Origin of the sequence: Spongiibacter sp. IMCC21906, from assembly GCF_001010805.1 — a bacterium.
In the GTDB taxonomy this organism is placed as follows: Bacteria; Pseudomonadota; Gammaproteobacteria; order Pseudomonadales; family Spongiibacteraceae; genus Spongiibacter.
Genome location: NZ_CP011477.1, coordinates 722,689 through 742,163 on the forward strand (window position 1 = coordinate 722,689; position 19,475 = coordinate 742,163).

General features: G+C 52.5%; 18 protein-coding genes. 5 read left to right on the forward strand and 13 right to left on the reverse strand.

Annotation, left to right across the window (positions count from 1 at the left end):
- Nucleotides 1-3: 3 nt before the first annotated feature.
- Nucleotides 4-1,140 carry an acyl-CoA dehydrogenase family protein gene (locus tag IMCC21906_RS03300; protein WP_047010978.1) on the reverse strand — a complete coding sequence of 379 codons (1,137 nt, stop codon included), beginning with the start codon at nt 1,138-1,140 and terminating at the stop codon, nt 4-6.
- Nucleotides 1,141-1,297: 157 nt separating this feature from the next.
- Between IMCC21906_RS03300 and IMCC21906_RS03305 the strand changes: the two genes are divergently transcribed.
- The 5 genes from IMCC21906_RS03305 to IMCC21906_RS03325 all read left to right on the forward strand — a co-directional run bounded on the left by IMCC21906_RS03305 (nt 1,298) and on the right by IMCC21906_RS03325 (nt 8,058).
- On the forward strand, nt 1,298-2,215 hold the full coding sequence (locus IMCC21906_RS03305; protein ID WP_047010979.1) for a LysR family transcriptional regulator: 918 nt from the start codon (nt 1,298-1,300) through the stop codon (nt 2,213-2,215).
- A 277-nt stretch (nt 2,216-2,492) separates the two neighbouring features.
- Nucleotides 2,493-3,284, forward strand: a complete 792-nt coding sequence (locus IMCC21906_RS03310) for an SDR family NAD(P)-dependent oxidoreductase (protein ID WP_047010980.1) — start codon at nt 2,493-2,495, stop codon at nt 3,282-3,284.
- Nucleotides 3,285-3,381: 97 nt separating this feature from the next.
- The gene (locus IMCC21906_RS03315; protein WP_047010981.1) at nt 3,382-5,592 is read left to right on the forward strand and encodes a TonB-dependent receptor; all 2,211 of its coding nucleotides are present in this window, start codon (nt 3,382-3,384) and stop codon (nt 5,590-5,592) included.
- Nucleotides 5,593-5,628: 36 nt separating this feature from the next.
- Entirely contained in the window at nt 5,629-7,272 is a 1,644-nt protein-coding gene (locus IMCC21906_RS03320) for a class I adenylate-forming enzyme family protein (RefSeq protein WP_047010982.1), read from the forward strand.
- A gap of 81 nt (nt 7,273-7,353) precedes the next feature.
- Nucleotides 7,354-8,058 (forward strand): TetR/AcrR family transcriptional regulator, encoded by a 705-nt coding sequence (locus IMCC21906_RS03325; protein WP_052763343.1) that lies wholly within the window; start codon nt 7,354-7,356, stop codon nt 8,056-8,058.
- Nucleotides 8,059-8,092: 34 nt separating this feature from the next.
- Here the strand turns inward: IMCC21906_RS03325 and IMCC21906_RS03330 are convergent, their stop codons facing one another.
- The 12 genes from IMCC21906_RS03330 to IMCC21906_RS03385 all read right to left on the reverse strand — a co-directional run bounded on the left by IMCC21906_RS03330 (nt 8,093) and on the right by IMCC21906_RS03385 (nt 19,448).
- Nucleotides 8,093-8,992, reverse strand: a complete 900-nt coding sequence (locus IMCC21906_RS03330) for an acyl-CoA dehydratase activase (RefSeq protein ID WP_047010983.1) — start codon at nt 8,990-8,992, stop codon at nt 8,093-8,095.
- A gap of 49 nt (nt 8,993-9,041) precedes the next feature.
- Nucleotides 9,042-10,385, reverse strand: coding sequence for a 2-hydroxyacyl-CoA dehydratase subunit D (locus IMCC21906_RS03335; protein ID WP_047010984.1), 1,344 nt, complete (start codon nt 10,383-10,385; stop codon nt 9,042-9,044).
- On the reverse strand, nt 10,385-11,566 hold the full coding sequence (locus IMCC21906_RS03340; RefSeq protein WP_047010985.1) for a 2-hydroxyacyl-CoA dehydratase subunit D: 1,182 nt from the start codon (nt 11,564-11,566) through the stop codon (nt 10,385-10,387). The genes IMCC21906_RS03335 and IMCC21906_RS03340 overlap by 1 nt, the downstream gene beginning before the upstream one ends.
- A gap of 590 nt (nt 11,567-12,156) precedes the next feature.
- A complete protein-coding gene (locus IMCC21906_RS03345) occupies nt 12,157-13,851 on the reverse strand; it encodes a Na(+)/H(+) antiporter subunit D (protein ID WP_047010986.1) in 1,695 nt (564 codons plus the stop codon).
- Nucleotides 13,838-14,113: a hypothetical protein gene (locus IMCC21906_RS03350; protein ID WP_047010987.1), complete on the reverse strand. Its 276-nt coding sequence runs from the start codon at nt 14,111-14,113 to the stop codon at nt 13,838-13,840. Before IMCC21906_RS03350 ends, IMCC21906_RS03345 begins: the two co-directional genes overlap by 14 nt.
- Nucleotides 14,110-15,579 (reverse strand): proton-conducting transporter membrane subunit, encoded by a 1,470-nt coding sequence (locus tag IMCC21906_RS03355; protein ID WP_231580311.1) that lies wholly within the window; start codon nt 15,577-15,579, stop codon nt 14,110-14,112. The genes IMCC21906_RS03350 and IMCC21906_RS03355 overlap by 4 nt, the downstream gene beginning before the upstream one ends.
- The gene (locus tag IMCC21906_RS03360) at nt 15,579-17,054 is read right to left on the reverse strand and encodes a monovalent cation/H+ antiporter subunit D family protein (RefSeq protein ID WP_047010989.1); all 1,476 of its coding nucleotides are present in this window, start codon (nt 17,052-17,054) and stop codon (nt 15,579-15,581) included. The genes IMCC21906_RS03355 and IMCC21906_RS03360 overlap by 1 nt, the downstream gene beginning before the upstream one ends.
- On the reverse strand, nt 17,048-17,404 hold the full coding sequence (locus IMCC21906_RS03365; protein WP_047010990.1) for a cation:proton antiporter subunit C: 357 nt from the start codon (nt 17,402-17,404) through the stop codon (nt 17,048-17,050). Before IMCC21906_RS03365 ends, IMCC21906_RS03360 begins: the two co-directional genes overlap by 7 nt.
- Entirely contained in the window at nt 17,401-18,417 is a 1,017-nt protein-coding gene (locus IMCC21906_RS03370; RefSeq protein ID WP_082117334.1) for a DUF4040 domain-containing protein, read from the reverse strand. Before IMCC21906_RS03370 ends, IMCC21906_RS03365 begins: the two co-directional genes overlap by 4 nt.
- Nucleotides 18,407-18,706 (reverse strand): monovalent cation/H(+) antiporter subunit G, encoded by a 300-nt coding sequence (gene mnhG, locus IMCC21906_RS03375; protein WP_047010991.1) that lies wholly within the window; start codon nt 18,704-18,706, stop codon nt 18,407-18,409. Before mnhG ends, IMCC21906_RS03370 begins: the two co-directional genes overlap by 11 nt.
- Entirely contained in the window at nt 18,703-18,981 is a 279-nt protein-coding gene (locus IMCC21906_RS03380; RefSeq protein ID WP_047010992.1) for a monovalent cation/H+ antiporter complex subunit F, read from the reverse strand. Before IMCC21906_RS03380 ends, mnhG begins: the two co-directional genes overlap by 4 nt.
- Nucleotides 18,978-19,448: a Na+/H+ antiporter subunit E gene (locus IMCC21906_RS03385; RefSeq protein ID WP_047010993.1), complete on the reverse strand. Its 471-nt coding sequence runs from the start codon at nt 19,446-19,448 to the stop codon at nt 18,978-18,980. The genes IMCC21906_RS03380 and IMCC21906_RS03385 overlap by 4 nt, the downstream gene beginning before the upstream one ends.
- Nucleotides 19,449-19,475 lie beyond the last annotated feature (27 nt).

The window sequence follows — 19,475 nt, forward strand, 5'->3', positions numbered from 1 at the left end:
TCTTTAAATAGACCGGCTGATCAGGTCTTTCATGATTTCGGATGTGCCGCCATAGATCCGCATTACGCGAGCGTCTCTCCACAACCGAGCAATTTCATATTCTTCGATATAGCCGTAGCCACCAAACATTTGCAGACAGTCGTCCACCACCTTGCAGCGCAGTTCGCTATGCCAGAGCTTGGCGGCCGCGGCTTCATTGGTGCTTAATTTCTTTTCTACCAGCGCTTCAATACAGGCGTCCAGGTGGGCCCAGCCCACTTGCAGTTGGGCCTTCAGATTGGCTAATACAAACTTGGTGTTTTGAAAGTCGAATACCGCTTTGCCAAAAGCCCGACGTTCCTTGACGTAGTCAACGGCAATGTCGTAAGCGTGTTGTGCCGCCGCCTGGCAGGAGATAGCAATGGAAAGACGCTCTTGGGGCAGTTCCTGCATCATGTAAATAAAGCCTTCGCCCTGTTTACCGAGCATGTTTTCGGTAGGGACGAACATATCTTCAAAAAACAGCTCGGCGGTGTCAGAGGAGCGATTGCCTACTTTGTCCAGCTTGCGACCTTTGGTGAAGCCGTCGACATCACAGCCAGTAACAAACAGTGAGATAGATTTGGCGCCACTGTCGTCACCCACCCGAGCGGCAATGACGGCAACATCAGCGTTAATGCCGTTGGTAATAAACGTCTTGGAGCCATTCAGGATAAAACCGCCGTCAACGGGGGTGGCTTTGGTTCTGACTTCTTTCAGATCGCTGCCGGTGCTGGGCTCACTCATGCAAATGGCACCAATGGCTTCGCCGGTGGCCATTTTGGGCAGCCATTCGTGTTTCACTTTTTCGCTACCATAGTTATGGATATAGTGGGCAACGATATCGTTGTGCACACCAAAGGCGGGGCCGGTGGTGCCAGCCAGCGCGGTTTCTTCAAGAATGATGGCGTTAAATTTAAAGTCCAGTCCCATGCCGCCGTATTGCTCTGGAATATCGGGAAGCAGCATGCCGTTGTCGCCACAGGCACGCCAAAATTCTCGGCTGACAAGGCCTTCGGTTTCCCACTGTTCGACAAAGGGGACCAGTTCTTTGTCATACATTTTTTTAACGCTCTCTCTAAAGAGCTGATGATCTTCGTTGTAAAGTGAGCGTGCTAGCATCGAGCTTCCCCTAGGTTAAGTCGTTGTGTTTGCTGTCCTTAAGGCCAAAAATAGTGAGGCTGTGAGGATCAGGTCTTGTAGACTATCGCTAGACTGACAAATGCACGGCATTCCGTCTAATGATATTATTTCAGCATTATTCATTTTAGGAATAGCTATGAACCCGGCAAAGTTGAAGCATATCGTCGCGGTTGATCGTTTTGGTTCCTTCACCGGGGCGGCAAAAGCGGTGCATATCACCCAGTCGGCACTCACCAAGTCGGTTGCAGAAATAGAAGCAGAAGTAGGCTTTGCGTTGTTTGAGCGTCACGCCAAAGGCGTGTTCACTACCAGCGAGGGGCGAACCTTTATTGATCGCGCTGCAAGAATCGTCGCGGACATTGACCAATTATCTGCAGACACCAAAGCAGGGCGTCAGTTGAGTGGGTCGCGTATTCGGGTTGGGGTGTGTCCGCCGTCACTGGTGTCGTTGCTGAATATGGCTATGCCCCAATTAATTTTACAATTTCCTGAGCTGCGGCTAGAGCAAACTGCGGGTTGGATAGATCAAAGCGTGCAGTATCTTAAAAATCGCGATATCGATTTGCTGGTGGGGCCCGCTCCGTCGATTCTTCAGCAGTCCCAATTTACCGTGCATCCGCTGGCGGACTTTGCCATCTGCTTTTTTGTTCGAAAGGGGCATCCCTTAGAAAAAAAAGCGCGGCCCCAAGCCAAAGACCTCAATCGTTACCCCATGGCGCTGGCCGATAAAAGTGTCGCCACCCCGGAGTTAACCCGACAGCTATTTGGTGCGCCAGAGGTGCCCCCAGAGCAGCGCTTGCATATCATTGGCCACTTTCCGTCTGCCTGCAAAATTGTGGCGGCCACCGATACCATTGGCACCGTCGGCGCTAATTACCGCAACAACGAGGCGTTTCAGCAAAGTTTTACTATTCTTGATATCGATACAATCGAGCCTATTCCACTGGCGATTGCCTACCATTCTAAGTGGCTTCCAAGCCCGCCAATGCTGAGTTTAATCCGTATTTTGGAGAGTGAGCCGCACTGGGCTGCAGGTAATCAAGGCGATAGCTGAGTTAGGCTTTTCTTGGCTTGTGATTCAGTGGAATAAATTTTTCGTATTAAATAACAATAATTATTGACTTCATAACTCTTTGTAATAAAAGAATTTTTAGCTGAAGCAGCGAAAATAGATTCACGATGTGTCCTCAATATGAAGCTGAGTCAGACTCACATTTTATGGTTTTTACACATTGTTTTTGTTGACATGGTGAGTAGCCCTCAGCTATCGTGGTCCAAAATTACAGCCGTAAGTGTTAGCGCTGGTGAAATAAAAGCGGAGAAAGAAGCCAATGGCGAAGCAGGTTTTTCAGAAAGAAATTAATGAGTGCGCGGTGGTCATCGTGGGTGGAACATCCGGCGTCGGCTTGGCGACTGCCGTGCAGTTTGTGGAGGCAGGAGCGACTCGCATTGCTTTGGTTGGTCGAAATAGTGAGCGTGGTAACGCTGCTGTTGAGGTGCTTCGCAAGCAGAATGCGGATATTACGGTCGTGTTTATCTCGGCAGATGCCAATGTTCCCAGCGAGGCTGAGCGTGTTGCTGAGCAGGCGCATCAAGATTTGGCCGGTTTGGATATTTTGGTTAATACCACCGCGGCATCCTATGTTCCCAAATTGTTATTCAAAACAGATATCAATGAGATTCCAGGCATACTTAATCAGCAGGCATTGGCTCCGTTGCTGATGAGTCGAGCTGTACTGCCTTATATGCGCGAGCAGAAATTTGGTGTGATCACAAATATTGCATCGGACGCTGCCAAAGTGCCTACCCCAGGTGAGACCATTATTGGTGCGGCGATGTCTGCGATCACGCTGTTCAGTCGGACGCTGGCGGTAGAGGCTAAGCGTGACGGTATTCGGGTCAATACACTGACACCTTCGCTTATTGACGGCACTCCGGTGTATGACCGGGTGATGGATGATCCTTTTAGTGCCAAACTTTTTGAAAATGCAGCTAAGCTGGCAAGTTTGGGTGTGGCAGATCCTGAAGATTTGGCGGCGATGATTGTGTTTTTGTCGGGTCCGGGAGCAAAACGGGTTACCGGCCAAACGATAAGCGTCAATGGTGGTATTTCAGCTGGGTAATCATTCTGGCTTTCTCTTTAAAGAGAAAGGGTCGAGGGACGGTTTGTAAATTAAACGGAATTTTTACAACCATAAGTTAAAAATAACGGTGATAAAAATGAAGAATAGTTCAACGTTGGTGCTCGGCACTTCAAAGTTTTCATTGCGGTACATTTTGGCACTGCCTAGTGTCATTCTTCTGGGGTTGGGCGCTAGCAGCACTTACGCTGCTGGCGGTGCGGCCAGTGCCATGATGGAAGAGGTTGTCGTTACGGCTCGTAAGAAAGGGGTGGAAGATGTACAAGACGTTCCATTAACCCTTAAGGCCTTTGGTGAGAGTCAGCTTGAAGCGCTTAATTTCAAGAATATTAGTTCTCTGGGATTTACCATTCCCAATGTGGCATTAGATACCAATGGTGCCACAGTCGGTTTTCAAAACTTTGCGATTCGTGGTTTGGGTGTGAATAGCGGTAGCCCATCTATTGATCCCACTGTCGGTGTGTTTATAGATGGTGTTTATTTAGGGACTAACGCCGGTGTCTTGCTGGATAACTTTGATTTAGAAGCGGTAGAAGTGCTGCGGGGTCCGCAAGGGGTGCTGTTTGGTCGTAATGTGACGGGTGGCGCTGTTTTGGTAAGAACCAAGCGGCCGACGGATGAGTTTAGCTTTGATGCGCGTTTTACTGCAGAGACGGGTTTGCAGACTACGTCTGATTTCACAGTGTCTGGCCCACTTGGAGAGAGTGGCTGGAAGGGCAAGCTGGCCATGTATTATACCGATGACGATGGCTGGTATACCAACGACTTTGATGGCTCTGATCACGGTGCCGCACACCAGTTAACCGTGCGTCCGGCATTAGCTTGGGATATCAATGACGATGCAGAGTTGTTGATTCGATATGAACATACCACTGCCGCCAGTGATGGTTCTATTGGTCAAAACCGCGCACTGTTTGATCGTGATAGCTTTGACTTTGCGATGAATGAATCAGGTTTTAGTGAGCTGGAAGTGGACGGTCTTACCACCGAGCTTAACTGGAACGTGGGCTTTGGTACCTTTACCAATATCCTCGCTTGGCGTGAGCTGACTAATGATGCCTTGGGCGATATTGATAGCACGCCTATGACATCTTTCCATTTTTATCAAATTACCGAACAAGAGCAGTTCAGTAATGAGTTTCGTTTTACCGGTAGCTTTGGTGACTTTGATGTGACCAGTGGTCTTTATTACTTTACCCAGTCACTGCTGTATATCGAAGAGCGGATACTGGCTGGCGGGGATGTGATTCGCGGCGGTGGCGGCGAAGGTGATACCGATGTGCTGGGGATTTTTAATTCGGTAGATTGGCATGTAAATGATAAGTTGACCTTGAACTTTGGTCTGCGCTACACCGAAGAAGAAAAAGACGTCGATATCGGTACAATTAGAACGGATGGGGGAAGTTACGCGAGTCGGGACTTTATACCAGACTTTAACGACGATGAATCATGGCATGACCTTTCGCCCCGCATTGGTTTTCAGTACTTTGTAAATGATGATATCAATCTGTACGGTGCGTTTTCCCGGGGTTTCCGTAGTGGCGGTTATAACTTCCGTTCTACTGTACCTGGTGCACCTCCTGGACCTTTTGACTCGGAAGAGCAGGATTCATTTGAGCTTGGCCTTAAGTCCAAGTTCTTGGGTGGCCGGGGCCAATTGAATGCAGCGATTTTTCACAATACGATCAAAGATATTCAGCGTGAAGTTCAGGTGCCTATCGAAGGCGCGGGTATTGCGCAGCTTATTCAAAATGTCGGCGAAGTTGAGATTCAAGGTATTGAGTTAGATGGGCAGGTGGCTATTACAGACTACATCATCGTTGGTGGTTTCGTGGGTTATCTAGACGATCAATACAAGTCGCTACGTTTTGATATTGATGGTGATGGCGAGATAAACTCAAAAGATAAAAACTTGCATTTGCCACGAGCGTCCAAACTGACTTATGGCGCACATGTAATAGTCGATACGCCGGTGAAAAATTTCGGTATGGTGTCTTCACGCTTGTCTTATAGCCACCGAGATAAAGCCTATCACTTAGAAAATAATTTGGGGTATTACAACCCGGTAGATATGTTGGATCTCAATATTTCTATCCTCCCTGATGACAGCAAGTTCCGCTATGCAATTTTTGCGAGAAACTTGTTAGACGAAGTGAACAGCACCAACGATTCATTGCTGCCGGATATTGAAAGCTTTGGTGGTGATGGCGATGGTCCGCTACCCACTCCCAGTTTTACCTCCTTTAACGAAGGTCGGGTGATTGGTGTAGAAGTTCGGTATCAATTTTAATAAACAATAACAGTTCAAGCTTAAAAGGTGATCGACATGGCGCAGACGTTTCCGTTAACGCAATCCTATTGGCAAGCGGATAAATCTGAGGATTTATGGGAATTAACGATGGGAGATTTGCTGCGAAAAGCCGCAGCTGAATGCCCGGATCGTGTCGCCTTGGTCGATGGTGTCGCTGATATACATCAGCGACGTCGCTGGACATATCGAGAACTGTTGGCAACCGCTGAAGCGCTTGCCCGGTCGCTGCTTACAGAGTTTGACGTGGGTGACCGGGTTGCCATCATCTCTGCTAACAGTGCGGAATGGATTTTGTTACAGCATGCCATGAGTTTGGCGGGGATTGTTTTGGTTTCTGTTAATCCTGCCTATGGTGAGCAGGAAGTAGAAACGATTTTAAGTCGCTGTGGTGCCAAGGGTGTTTTCTATCAGCCGGAATACCGGGGCCGAAACCTTGGTGATTTATTGAAAAAGGTGGGTGAGAAGCATCCCTGCTTGTGTTTTTCTATGGAAGAGCTGGAAGGCTTTGCAGGCAAGGCCGATGGGTCTGTGGCGCTGCCTGAAATCCGCCCTGAATCTATTTTACAAATTCAGTTTACCTCAGGTACTACCGGTGTCCCCAAAGGGGCTTGCTTGCATCATCTTGGCGCGGTTAATACCTCGCGCTTTGTGGCAAAGCGGGCGGGGTTTCCTCCCGGTGGGGTTTGTGTGAATGCCATGCCTATGTTTCATATTGCCGGTACGGTGGTGACCTCCTTGGGAACGCTGTCTCAGCAGGGCACCTACGTTATTGTGCCGGGCTTTGAGCCAGAGTTAATACTGGATTTATTTGAGACCGAGAAAGGCAATATCTCATTGCTGGTGCCGACCATGATTTTGGCGATGATGGAGAGTCCGTCATTTTCCAAGCGCAATCTTTCTTCGGTAACGACGCTGCTTACTGGCGCTGCCGATGTACCGAAAGAGTTGGTATACCGCACGAAAGAGGCTTTTGACTGTAATCTGGTTATCTTATTTGGCCAAACCGAAGTGAATGGCGTTGTGAGTCAAACTCGGGTTGAGGATACGGCAGAAGATCAAAGCAGCACATTAGGTTTGCCTCTTCCCCATGCCGAGGTTTGCATCAGCGATCCTGAAACGGGAGAGATACAGCCTATTGGTGAACCCGGCGAAATTTATGTTCGGGGCTATCAGAATATGCATGGTTACTTTAATGCCGAGGAAGCCACCCAAAAAACCATTCGTGAAGACGGCTGGCTTTGTACTGGCGATGCCGGAATTATGGACGAGCGGGGCTATATTAAAATTACCGGTCGTTTGAAAGATATGATTATTCGCGGTGGTATGAATATATATCCCCGTGAAATTGAAGAAGTGCTGTTTAATCACCCCGCAGTGAATCAGGCCAGCGTTATCGGTATTCCCGATCCGTATTGGGGCGAGGTGATTGCGGCGGTGATTATTCCTGAAAAAGGGTTGGCAGTGCCTGGCTTTGATGAGCTGTTCGCCTATTGTCGGGCGCATTTGTCACCCCATAAATCACCTATAAAATGGGCTGTTGTCGAAGAGTTCCCGTTGACACCAACTGGAAAAGTGCAGAAGTTTGCTTTGCGTGATGCCGTCACCAAGGGTGATTTAACACTGCAGGATATCGATAAAAAAGCAGCGGTGAAGTCGTAAATCGTAAATGTGACTAAATGGCATCGGCGCGTTTCCTGCTGCTTGTGATAATATTTGCGCTTGCGTAGTAAGGAGCACCAAGTGGCGGAAAAGAAGTTAAGTAGTAATACCCGGATGTCCAAGGATGAGCGGGTTGCCAGTATTTTGCTGAAGGCGAAGCAGCATCTTCGGCAGGTAGGACATGAAAATTTTTCGCCCGTTGAAGTGGCTCAGGATTGTGGCGTGTCAGAAGCGACAATCTATCGCTATTTTGCCAGCAAGCAGGACTTGCTGGTGAGGGTGGCAGAATTCTGGGTTGAGGAGCTGCTGGCAGGATCGCCAGTACTGAATAAGAACGACAGTATTTATGACCGTCTTCGTCAGGTCGTGCGGTATAGCCTTTGGGTTATTCATTCCGAGCCCGCTTTGTCCAAATTTGTACTTATCGTAATCCGGCGTGAGCCGGGCTTCCGAGCCTCCCGAATCTACTCGCTTAATAAGCGTTTTACCTCAAACACCACGCTTGTTGTTCAAGAAGCGATTGACCAAGGGGTCTTTCGCAATGATGTGCCTCCGACTATGGTCCGCAATATGATCTTTGGCACCATTGAGCACGAGGTGTGGTCTTATCTTTTGGCCGACGGTGATTTTTCCTTGGATGAGTCAGCCAGGCTGATCGCCGATATTGTTTTTAAGGGTTTGGCGGTAGAGCCAACGATAAATGTCGAGACTTTCAATCGTTCCTTAGAGGCGATTGAAAAAGGGGTTAGAGATATAGACGCCGCGGTTGCTAAGCTGCGAGATTAGCCTTGGTGTAGTGCTCGCGGCGGCGACTTGGGTGCTATAAATCGCACTTAATACAGTCGGGTACGCTGCGATTTTGAGGCTTAAACGCAGCTTCTACTTTGCTTTCCAGCGCGTCTATTTTTGCGGGATCATATTCAGTGACTTGGCGACCCGTGGATAACTCCAACGCTAGCAAGGCTGCGCCGTAGGCACCCATAATTTGAGGATCATGGGGAACCTGCATGGGCTGTTTTAATGCGGTTTCCAAAAAATGCACCGCTGCAGGGTTTTTGGCTACGCCCCCCGTCATGATAATGGAATCCCGTTTTCCGACTTGTGCAACCAGGCCCAAGGCTCGATGGGCAATGGCGCGATGTACCGAGGCTGCCACATCGGCGGGATCTGCCCCTTCTGCCAGTAGCGATATAATCTCGGTCTCTGCAAAGGTGGCGCACATGGTGCTCACTTCCAAATCCTTGCCGCCTTGCATGGCTAATGCACCAACGTCACTAATATCACATTCCAATGCCCGGGCCAGTACTTCATAAAAGCGGCCCGTGCCGCTGGCGCAGCGATCATTCATGGCAAAGTTATCTACCAGGCCTTGTTCATCCAGGGCGATGACTTTGCTGTCTTGGCCGCCAATATCGATAACCAGTTTTGCATCGGGAAATAGCGCAGCCACGCCTCGGGCGTGGCAGGTGATTTCCGTAAAAGTGCGGCCGACACCGGGCACCAGCCGCCGACCATACCCTGTGCCAATAATATAGCTAAGGTCTTGCTGGCTAATGCCCGCGCTGTCAAGGGCGCTCTCCACGGCCTGCTCCATACCCCGTCGACTGACCGCGCCCATCTGTACAATGCGAGCGCTCAGGACTTTGGCGTTGTCGTCCAGTATCACCGCTTTAGCGGTGGTGGAGCCAAGGTCGACACCCATAAAATACGCGGTGCTCATAGTAGATTCCTTTTGTTCTGGCGCGGGTCCCGGAGTGTGGTTAGACGGCTTAGGCCGAAGCAATAAAGTCTCGAGACCGGCGCACGTCAATGGTTTCTAACATGGCTTCTAAGCGGCTTTCCAGCAGTTCGCCTTTGTAAAAAGATTCATCGGCCACATCGCCTTCAAAGAAGATAGATGGTATGCCCATTTCTTTTTGCATGGCGCGGGCCAGCATTTGCTGGGGACCGGTAAAGGCGCGACAGGTACGGGTGGAGTGGAAGACAATGCCGTCCAGGCCGTAAAACTCGCAGTCGTTTTTAGTGAATTCTTTAATGGTCTGAAAGCCGTGGTTAGTCGGGCACAGCAAATAATGTTGAGCCATGCCGCGGATTGGGTCATCGGTATCTATTAGCTGGGGCTCTTGCCAAAAGGCGTTGTGGGTGTAGCGCCCGGCAACAATGGCGACCTTGCGTTCGGCAAACACTCTGGCAAGGGTGCCCAGTTTGTTCCAGTTCATAATGCCGTCAAAGTAGAGCCGATATTTTTCATCTTTAATCGCGCTCTCGTTATTCGCGACACGGGCAGCCACTTCGTCGCGGATATTGCTGAAGTACTCCACCAACTCAGGGCCTGCAGGCAAAAAGTTAATATGGGCAACGCTGGCAATCCAGTCCCAAAAGGTCGCGGGTGCGGGCTTGTTGGCACACATGGCCATGGCTTCCCGGCGGATTTCCGAGGCTTGTTTAATGTAGGTCATGCCTTCGCGCAGAGCGTCCCAGTCAAAAGGTCGGCCAGTTTGTCCTTCGATAAAATCAATCAGTTTGTAAAGTTGGTCGGCCACATAATCAGAGGCCTCTTCCCACTCTTTGCCTTTTAGATAGCCAGCGTCGTCGCCGTTGCCCCAGAGATAGGGCAGCGACACATTAAAAATGGGCGTGTCTTTACCCAGTACCCGGTGGGTAATGTCATCCCATTGCTGGCCGGTGCTGCAACCGGCATAGCAATTAACAATAAAGTTGGGCATCGGGAGGCGGCTGGCGAGATCATCGCGGTCGGCCTCATCAACTATTCCTTGCTTGGACTTCTCTCTGGCCTGTTTGGCTAGCAGTGCTGTTCCTAAATGGGTGCGGGCGTAAGAGCATAGTTCGCCCACATAGCCGTATTCCTGGGCCGCTAGTTGAGCAGATTTTTCCAGTTTTTGTGCAGAAAGGCGGGCGGCAAAGGCTTCGCCGTGGGCCCATTCAAGCCCCGCTGCCTGAAAAATGGGGTTTAAGGCCGCGCCGTTGTACCACACCAGTTGGGCGTCGCGCTCATTGGCAGAAAAAATACGATCCCAGTAATCGCTGATCATATGGCGTCCAGCATCGTTGCTTTTTAAGCGGTTTACACTGCTTTGTGTTGGCTTGCTCATTACGCTGACTCCTGAGTAGTTTGGCGGCTGGGTGATTTACGACGAATTCGTTCGATCATCGCTTCGACCCGGGTGCGAATGGTTTCCACCGGCATGCCTTCGTGTTCGGTTTCGATGAGTAGGTGGGGAATGTTTTGGCTGTTTAGGGCCTTGCGTAACTCCGGGTAATAAAACATATGGGCTTCGCAGAACTTGGCCATTAGCACAATAACGCCCTCGGCGCCGTTGTTGTTCAAAACGTTGAGCAGGTAACTGTCCCAGTTCACGGATTTTTGCACGCGGGTCGGGCAGGGAATATTTTCGTTTCTGGCAAAGTACCAGTCTGCCATTGCGATTCTGGGGTCTTGTGATTCGTTGATATCGGTAGAGATGTAGCGGGCGCCGGTGTACAGGTCGTCATCGACAATAACCGCGCCGCAGTCTTCGAGTAAATCAAACAGTTCCACTCGGGGCGCGTGGCAGAAATGGCCAGACAGATGCAGGCGAATGCGATTATCTCGGGGTTTGCTGGCGGCATCAGCCAAAATGGTTTCTAGCAGGGCGGTATGTTCGTCTTTGTCCATAATCATGCTGGAGACAATCATGGTTTGCAGTTCTGCGGGGGTGAATTGAGCGTCGCCGTTGCGGCGTGCCTCAAAAACCTGTCTTAGCAGCTGCCGGTTTCTGTTGTTGGACTTGATGCAGCGCGCCAGAGCTTCATTGCTAATGGCTTGGCCTGTGACACGTTCGGCTTCGGCTATAAATGCGTCGATTTTTTCCTGCACCTGAACCTTGGTCCAGGAATCGTCCATGGCCGCTATCAGGTGTTCAAAATAAACCGGCTTGTCAGACAGCATTTCTCGAACCACGTCCACTGACCCCAATAACTGAATGCAGTGATCGGCATTCATAAAGGCGTCAAAAATATCCAGCTGGCCCTTCATGGCTTGATCCGCAATGCTGCGGGTGTAGCCACAATAGAACTCGGCAAGAATGGTGTTGCCTTCTGAGATGGGCTCTCGGCTATCTTGGATAATGACAGGTAGGGCGCCCGTGGCGGCAATGATTTCCACGGGGAAATTCATTGGGAAAATGCCAATAATGGGCTTTTGGTGTTTGGCTTTCCACTCGGCGAGATAGGCGTCGGGGTGGTTTGCGATATTTTCCAGAATTAGAAGCGCATCGGCGCTGTGCTTGCTCATAAATCGGTTGCTCTTGTTTGTAATGCAGCAGGCGCACCATTTGGGGCTGCTGTTGCTGGTAGCGCGGCGTTGTGCGAGCAGCTTGCCGAGGCGCTACGCTTGTTTCTCTATGGAAATTTCAGATTAGCTGAGTATTGCTCAGCATGTCAATAGGCTGTGGGCTTTATTGCATCGGGCCTAATAGTTTGATTTGCTTTGTTACTAATTAAATCTCTTTAAAAACAGTAATTTATCGGTATTTATGTGTTTTTGTATTTGGTGAGCGATGCTCACTAGATTGTTTTTTTAGCGGTTTGAAAAACTGCGGCTTATCTGCAAAGGCCGCTTGTTAGGTGGGAGAAGTATAGGGGTGAGGGGGAAGAGAAGGGCGGAATAAGTTGAGGTGCCTTGCCAGCAGTGAGCTTGGCAGGGGCTGTCGACAAATGTGTGACTGGGATTGCGCTACTGACGAACTCTATCGAGAGTTAAGCACCTTGCCAAAGGTTTGCTGCTTGGCGGTTCGGCCTCTGTCGAGGCATAGATGCTGCCTGCTTTTCGCAGGCAGTGTTAGCGGATAGATTAAGGCAGGCGGTTTGTGCCAAAAGGCTTATTTAAATATGCCGCAGCAATAAAAATACGGCCAGCAGTGCGCACATCCAGGCCACCATGCTGCTGGTGGATATGGTCCGGGACAGCAGACCATTGTTTTGATGCAGCTTGCTCAGCCGTTGTTCAAAAGCTGTCAGCGCCGACATTGCCCCGCCCCGCAGTCGAGCATCCGTTGTCCACAGTATTCGACTCAGGGTGTTCATCAGTCGTGGCAGCGGGCGGCGGTAGAACCAGTCGCTATCGAGGTTGGTGGAGGGCAGCTCCGGGGGGTACATGCCTTTCAGATTGAGCCACACAAAGGCCAGCGCCGAGAAAAACAGCAGTTGGGTCTGGGTCAGCACATGGGTCACGTCATAGGCGCTATAGGTGGTGGCAAAGGGCAGATTGCGGTACAGCAGCTCGGGGAAACAGCCAATACCAATACACAAGGCCGCGGCAATGCTCATTGCCACCAGCATATTGGTGGGGGCTTCCTTGCAGCGGATACCTGAGTCGTGGGCAAAAAACGCAAAGTAGGGAATCTTGATACCGGCGTGGTGGAACACCCCCGCTGAAGCAAACAGCAGTAGCAACCAGATGATGTTGTAGTGCTCTTCCAGGGCTGCCGACATGATCATTGATTTGCTGACAAAGCCGCTGAACAGTGGGAAAGCCGAGATCGAGGCCGCGCCGACGATGCACAGGATGGTGGTCTTGGGCATGGATTTATAGAGCCCGCCCAGCTCCGAGCCGTTGATCCGACCGGTACGGTAGAGCACCGCGCCCATGGACATAAACAGCAGGCCTTTGAAAATAACGTCATTAAAGGCGTGGGCCACGGCGCCATTGATGGCGAGTTCGGTGCCAATGCCAATCCCGACAATCATAAAGCCCAGCTGGTTGATCAGGCTGTAGGCCAGCACGCGGCGCAAGTCGTTTTCGATCACCGCGTAAAAGATGGGGAAGCAGGCCATGGTGGCGCCGATATAAATCAGCAGCTCGGTGCCGGGAAAGCCCCGGGCCATCGCGTAGATCGCTACCTTGGTAGTGAAGGCACTGAGAAAAACCGTACCGCTGGGGGTGGATTCGGGGTAGGCGTCGGTTAGCCAGGTGTGCATGGTTGGGAAGGCGCATTTGATACCGAAGGCGATGAACATCAGCCAAGCGGCAGTCCCTTCCAGGCCAATATAGTTAAAGGCCAGTGAGCCAGTTGCCCGGTAGTGAAGAATGATCCCCGCTAGCAGTAACAGTCCCGAAATGACCTGTATCAGCAGATAGCGCATGGCAGCTGAGTAGGCCTGCTCACTGCGCCGGGCCCAGACCAGAAACGCCGAGGTGAGGGCCAGCATTTCCCAGAATACGAACAGGGTCAGCAGGTCCCCGGCGAATACGGCGCCCAGGGCGCTGCCTGCGTAGAGCATGGCGGCCGACTGCTGCAGGGTGTCTTTTAGGTGGAGGGAGTAGATCACCCCGATCAGCGCGGCGATGTGGAACAGATAGCCAAACAGTATGTTGAGTCGATCCAGGCGCACTGGCTCCAAGTCCATCCCCAGTAGCGATGACTGGATGGTGAAATCGGTAGGTAGCAGCCACAGGTTGGCCGCACTCAGTGCAATGGTGGCCAGCAACAGAACGGTCCGCAGTGGCCCGCGACTGAAGACGGCTAGCACGCCGCCGAGGTAGAGCAGCAGAAAAGGCGGTAATTCAGTGATTGGCACGGCCGTCCTCCTCGCTGGTTTCCTGGTAGTAATCTTCGGGGCGCATTAGCCCCCGGCGCATCAGTCTGGCCACAAGCACTAACACCACGCAGCCGACAAAGCCATACAGGGGATAAAATCCGTACAGCCCCTCCCAGGGGTGCTTAGTGTGACGATGGATAATAAAGTCCAGCGCCACCAGCAGGCCGCAGATAAGGTAAAGGCTGCGCAGAATCCATTTGATGGTTTCCGGTCTGTCGAAAAAGTCCTGGGAATGGCTCATGGTGTTGGGCTCTCAGGGAAAATACTGCTGGCCAGGTTGAAAAGAAAATCTGGGCAGATGAATAGTGCGATACAGGCGAGGCTGGTCACGCCCATGGCAATCAGAGACGGCAGTGGCGCCTCTTTGATCTGCCAAGGCTCGCCGCCTCGGGCGGGGAAAAAGCCCCGCAACGGAATGGGGAGCAGGTAGGCAATATTGAGCAGAGAGCTGATCAGCAGTACGCCCATCAGCGCCAGTTCGCTGGCATCCAGGGTGGCGGTCAGCAACAGCCACTTACTCCAGGTGCCGCCGGTGGGCGGCAGGCCAATAATACTGAGGGAGCCGATAAAAAAGGCCGCCATTGTGAATGGCATCTGGCGGCCAAGTCCCCGCATCTGACTGATTTCGCTCTTGTGGGCCGCTACCAGAATGGCGCCGGCACAGAAGAACAGCGTGATTTTGCCCACTGCATGCATGGCGATGTGCATGGCGCTGCCCACCACCCCACTTTGGGTGGCCAGTAACACCCCGAGGCTGATATAGCCCAGTTGGCTGACGGTGGAATAGGCCAGTCGGGCCTTGAGGTTGTCCTGACGCATGGCCACCAGTGAGGCCAGCAGAATTCCCGCTCCTGCCAGATATAACAGGTAGTCGGCGATGGCGATGCTCTGCAGGCGTTCAATGCCAACAATAAACACCAGGATTTTTACCAGGCTGAAGACCCCGGCCTTTACCACCGCCACGGCATGCAACAACGCGCTCACCGGGGTGGGGGCAACCATGGCCGCTGGCAACCAGCGGTGAAAGGGCATCATCGCCGCCTTGGCGACGCCAAACACGAACAGGGCCAGTAGCAGCGACAGCATCGGGCCGGACAGCTTGTCTGGCAAAATGCCGCCGAGGTGGAAGTCCAGGGTGCCGCTGACGACCCAGGTAATCACCATGGCCGGCAGTAGGAAGGCAATGGAGGTGCCCATTAGAATGCCCAGATAGACCCGGCCGCCCCGGCGGGCCTTGTCGGTGCCGGCATGGGTCACCAGCGGGTAGGTGCACAGCGACAGCACTTCGTAGAACACAAACAAGGTGAAGAGGTTAGCGGCAAAGGCAATGGCCATTACAGCGGCGATGGCCACCGCAAAACAGGCATAGAAGCGGGTCTGATTAACTTCGCCGTGACCTCGCATATAGCCGATGGCGTAGACAATGGTGACCGGCCATAGACTGCTGGCAACCAGGGCGAAAATCATTCCCAGCGCCTCTACCTTGAAGCTCAGGCCCAGTCCGGGCAGCACATCGAGCCAATGGACGTCGAGGTTAACCCCGGCCTGCCACTGACGGTAGATGGCGATGTTGACCAGTATCAGCAAGACGCCGATAAGAATGGAACAGGCTTCCCGCAGGTTGGGGAAGCGGCCGCTAATGGCAATGCCCATTGCTGCCAAGAGGGGGAGGGCAATAGCCAGATTGATCAGGATGCCGGGACTCATCATTGCACGGCCTCCAGCAGACTGCGGGCGGCGTCGGCGGTAATCGCCAGTGGCAGTCGGGTATCAATGCCGAAATACAGGTTGGCGGTAATCATCAGCCACAGGGGCAGCAGCACCAGCAGCGGTGCTTCGCCAGTGGCGCTGCCAGTGGGCGCGGCCTTGAAGTACATGGCTTCTACCACCCGCCAGATATAGGCGATGGCCAGCAGCGAGCCCAGTACCACCAGCAGGGCCAGCGGCCAGCGGCCGTCGGCGATAGCTGCAGTCACCAGATACCATTTGCTGATAAAACCCACGGTCAGGGGGACACCGATCAGACTCAGTCCACCGACTACAAAACTGAAGGCGGTTATCGGCATGCGCTTGCCCAGCCCGTGGAGATCGGCAAGCTGGGTGCTACCCAACCGCAGGGCCATGGCCGCCAGCGATAAAAACAGGGCCGATTTCATCAATGCGTGGTTGAACAGGTGCAGCAGGGTGGCTTGCAGGCCCAGCAGGCCACCGATGCCAAGGCCCACAACCATATAGCCGATCTGGCCAATACTGGAGTAGGCGATGGCGCGTTTGATATCCGCCTGATAGATGGCCGCTGTTGAGGCGGAGAATACCGCGATAATCCCCAGCCCAATTAAAATATCTGGCAGAGGTAAACCCGCGCTGCGCAGGTCGCCACCAAAAACGGTATAGCTAAAGCGAATCAGCAGGTAAATGGCAACCTTGGTCGAGCTGGCGGCCAGAAAGGCGGTGACTATTGAGGGGGCGTAGGTATAGGCATTGGGCAGCCAGAAGTGCAGCGGGAACAGCGCCAGCTTCAGGCCGATGCCCACCACGATAAAGGCGTAGGCAGCAAACACCGTATGGGAACTGCTGGCGTCGGGCAGGCGCTCTGCCAGGTCCGCCAGGTTAAGAGTGCCGGTCATCATATACATGAAGCCGATGCCGATCAGGATAAAGGTCGCGCCGATGGTGCCCATAATCAGGTAGCGAAAGGCGGCCCACAGCGCTTGGCGTTTTTGCCCCAGCGAGATCAGGGTGTACGTGGAGAGGGAGGAAATCTCCAGAAACACGAATATATTGAAGGCGTCGCCAGTGGCCAGAATTCCCAACAAACCGGCAAGGCACAGCAGCCAAGCCACGTAAAAATACAGCTGTTTGTCGTCAGCAATTTCGCGGCTGATGCTGGTGTGGGCGGCAATCAGGCTCGCGGTGCTACTGAGGCTGACAATAAATAGCAGCCAGCCGTTGAGGAGGTCGATGCGGTACTCGATCCCCCAGGGCGCTGCCCAGCCGCCCAGTTCATAGCTTAGGGTGCCAAGGCTGTAGACCTGATTCAGTAGCAAGGCAGAAATAACCAGCGCCAGGGCGCTGACCAGCAGGGCAAAAACCCAAGCTAGTTTTGCCCGGCCCAGTATCAGACAGGCAGGGGCGCCCAATAAGGGCAAAATAACCTGAAGAATGGCGAGGTGGCTTAACACGTTTGATCCTGTTGCTGAATGTTTGGTTCTTCTATACTGCCGTAGGCTTTATTGATGCGAATAATCAGCGCCAGGCCTAAGGCGGTGGTGGCGATCCCCACCACGATGGCGGTCAGAATAAGTACGTGGGGTAGCGGGTTTGAGTAGAGATTGAATGACTCGTTGAGAATGGGCGCGGTGCCCCCCGCCACTTTACCGGCGCTGATATAAAGGATGAACACCGAGGTCTGGAAAATATTCAGGCCGACCAGTTTTTTGACCAAATTGCGCTGGGCGATGACCACAAAGAAACCGATCATCATCAGGGCGATCACCACCCAATAGTTATAGTGAGAAAAGATCAGGCTCATTGCCCATCCTCCTGCGCAGGTGCGAGCTGGCTAACGAAGCAGTAAAAGATCAGTATCATGACCGCCGCCACCGTAATGCCGACGCCGAGTTCAATCGCGATAATGCCAATGTGTTGGCCCGCTGTGGCCGACTGGGCCAGCACTGAATAGTCGAGGAAGTTGCCGCCATTAAGCATCGACACCACCCCTACCGAGCCGTATAGCAGCACGCCGCATGCGGCCAGCACCCTAAGCAGAGTAGACCCCATTACCCGACGGGCCATATCCACGCCAAAGAACATGGTGTAGAGAATGATTGCTGCGGCGAAAATCACCCCGGCCTGAAAGCCGCCCCCTGGGCCGTAGTCGCCATGGAATTGCACATAGAGAGCAAAAATCAGGATGGGCGGAATCAGAATCTTACTGACCACCCGCAGTATTTTGTGGTCGTGGGCGCCTTTTGCCTTGGGCGTGGCCGGTACTGGGCGCAGGGCTAACAGCGATAACACACCGATCCCTGCGGTAAAAATCACCACTACTTCGCCAAAGGTGTCAAAGCCCCGGTAGCTGGCCAGCACCGAGGTCACCATGTTGGGAATGCCAATCTCGGCGCCCGAGTCGTTAATGTAGCGGGGCCCCACATGCTGATGGGCTGGCGCAGTTGCATCGCCGAAGGCTGGCATATCAAGAGTGCCGATAATAAGCAGGGCACCGGTAATGCTCACCAATGTCAGTGCTGGCAGAGTCCGGGAACGGGGGCCGGATTCGTAGCGGCCAACCAGGGCCAGGGTCAGCAGCATTAGCAATGGTGATATCCCTGAGCCCACCGCAGCTTCGGTAAAAGCGACATCCACCGCATCCATTAATACAAAGAAACTGGCCGATAGAAAACCGTAAATGCCAGATAGCATCACCACCGCCAGCAAGTCGCGACTCAGTACAATACCAAGCGCGGTGGCCAGCAGCAGGCTTAACAGACTAATGTTGATAAACAGTTCTATGACGCTACCCTCCTTGGCTGTTTCACTTGCCATCCTCTTGTTGATTGCGCCAGGTGGCTTTGGCCAGGGCGTAACTGGCTGTAGGGCTGGTGAACAGAATGAACAGCAGAATCATCAACAGCTTGAGCAATACCAAACTCCAGCCTGCCAGCAGCATAAGTCCCGCCAGCAGCAGCGTAGTGGCCAGGGTTTCGGTGACCCCGGCGGCATGCATCCGGCTGAGGGTATCGGGAAAACGCAATACGCCTAAGGCGCCGGTAAAAATCAGAAAGCAGCCACTCAGCAGCAATAAGGCGCTCATTATTTGGATAAGATCGTTCACTCGGATTGCCTACCCTGGTCAGGTTTACGGGTGTGTTCGAAATAACGCAGTAGGGCGATAACGCTGATAAAATTCATCAATGCATATACTAGGGCAATGTCGAGAAATTCTGGTCGTCCAAACAAAAATCCAAGTACGGCTATTAGCAGCACCGTCTTGGTGCCAAACAGGTTGGCGGCCAGTACTCGGTCAAATACCGTGGGGCCAGCCAGGGCTCGAATAATGGCCATGGCCATCACGACAAGTAGGGTGATAGCGGTAATAGCGAGAATCATTGTTCCAACTCACAGATTCTGCGGCTCATTTCGCCTTGCTCCAGCTCGTCGATATTAGCGGGCACCAACGCATGAACCAGCACGGTGTCGTTGCCCAGCTCTATTGATACCGTACCCGGGGTCAGGTTAATAGAATTAGCGTAAATAACCCGGCCGATATCCGTGGTTTGGGCCACGGGCAAAATTTTCACGGTCGGTTCGATAGCGCTGTTGCCTCGCCACACCCGCTTGGCAACATCAATATTGCTCAGCAGGATTTGCCAGGCCAGCCAGGCGTAATAGCTGGGAATGCGGCGAGTGAGATGTATGGGTTGGGATTCGTGGTCAACAACGTCCATCCGATGACAAATCCATACCACAAGCACCACTGATAGCAGGCCAAACCCAAGAAGCAGCGGGTTGTAATGCCCGGAATTGGCCAGCCATATTGTGGCCAGTAGTGCAAAAACACTCAGTGTGTGGCGCATAGGTCTCCCTCAGCGATGGGGTAAGGT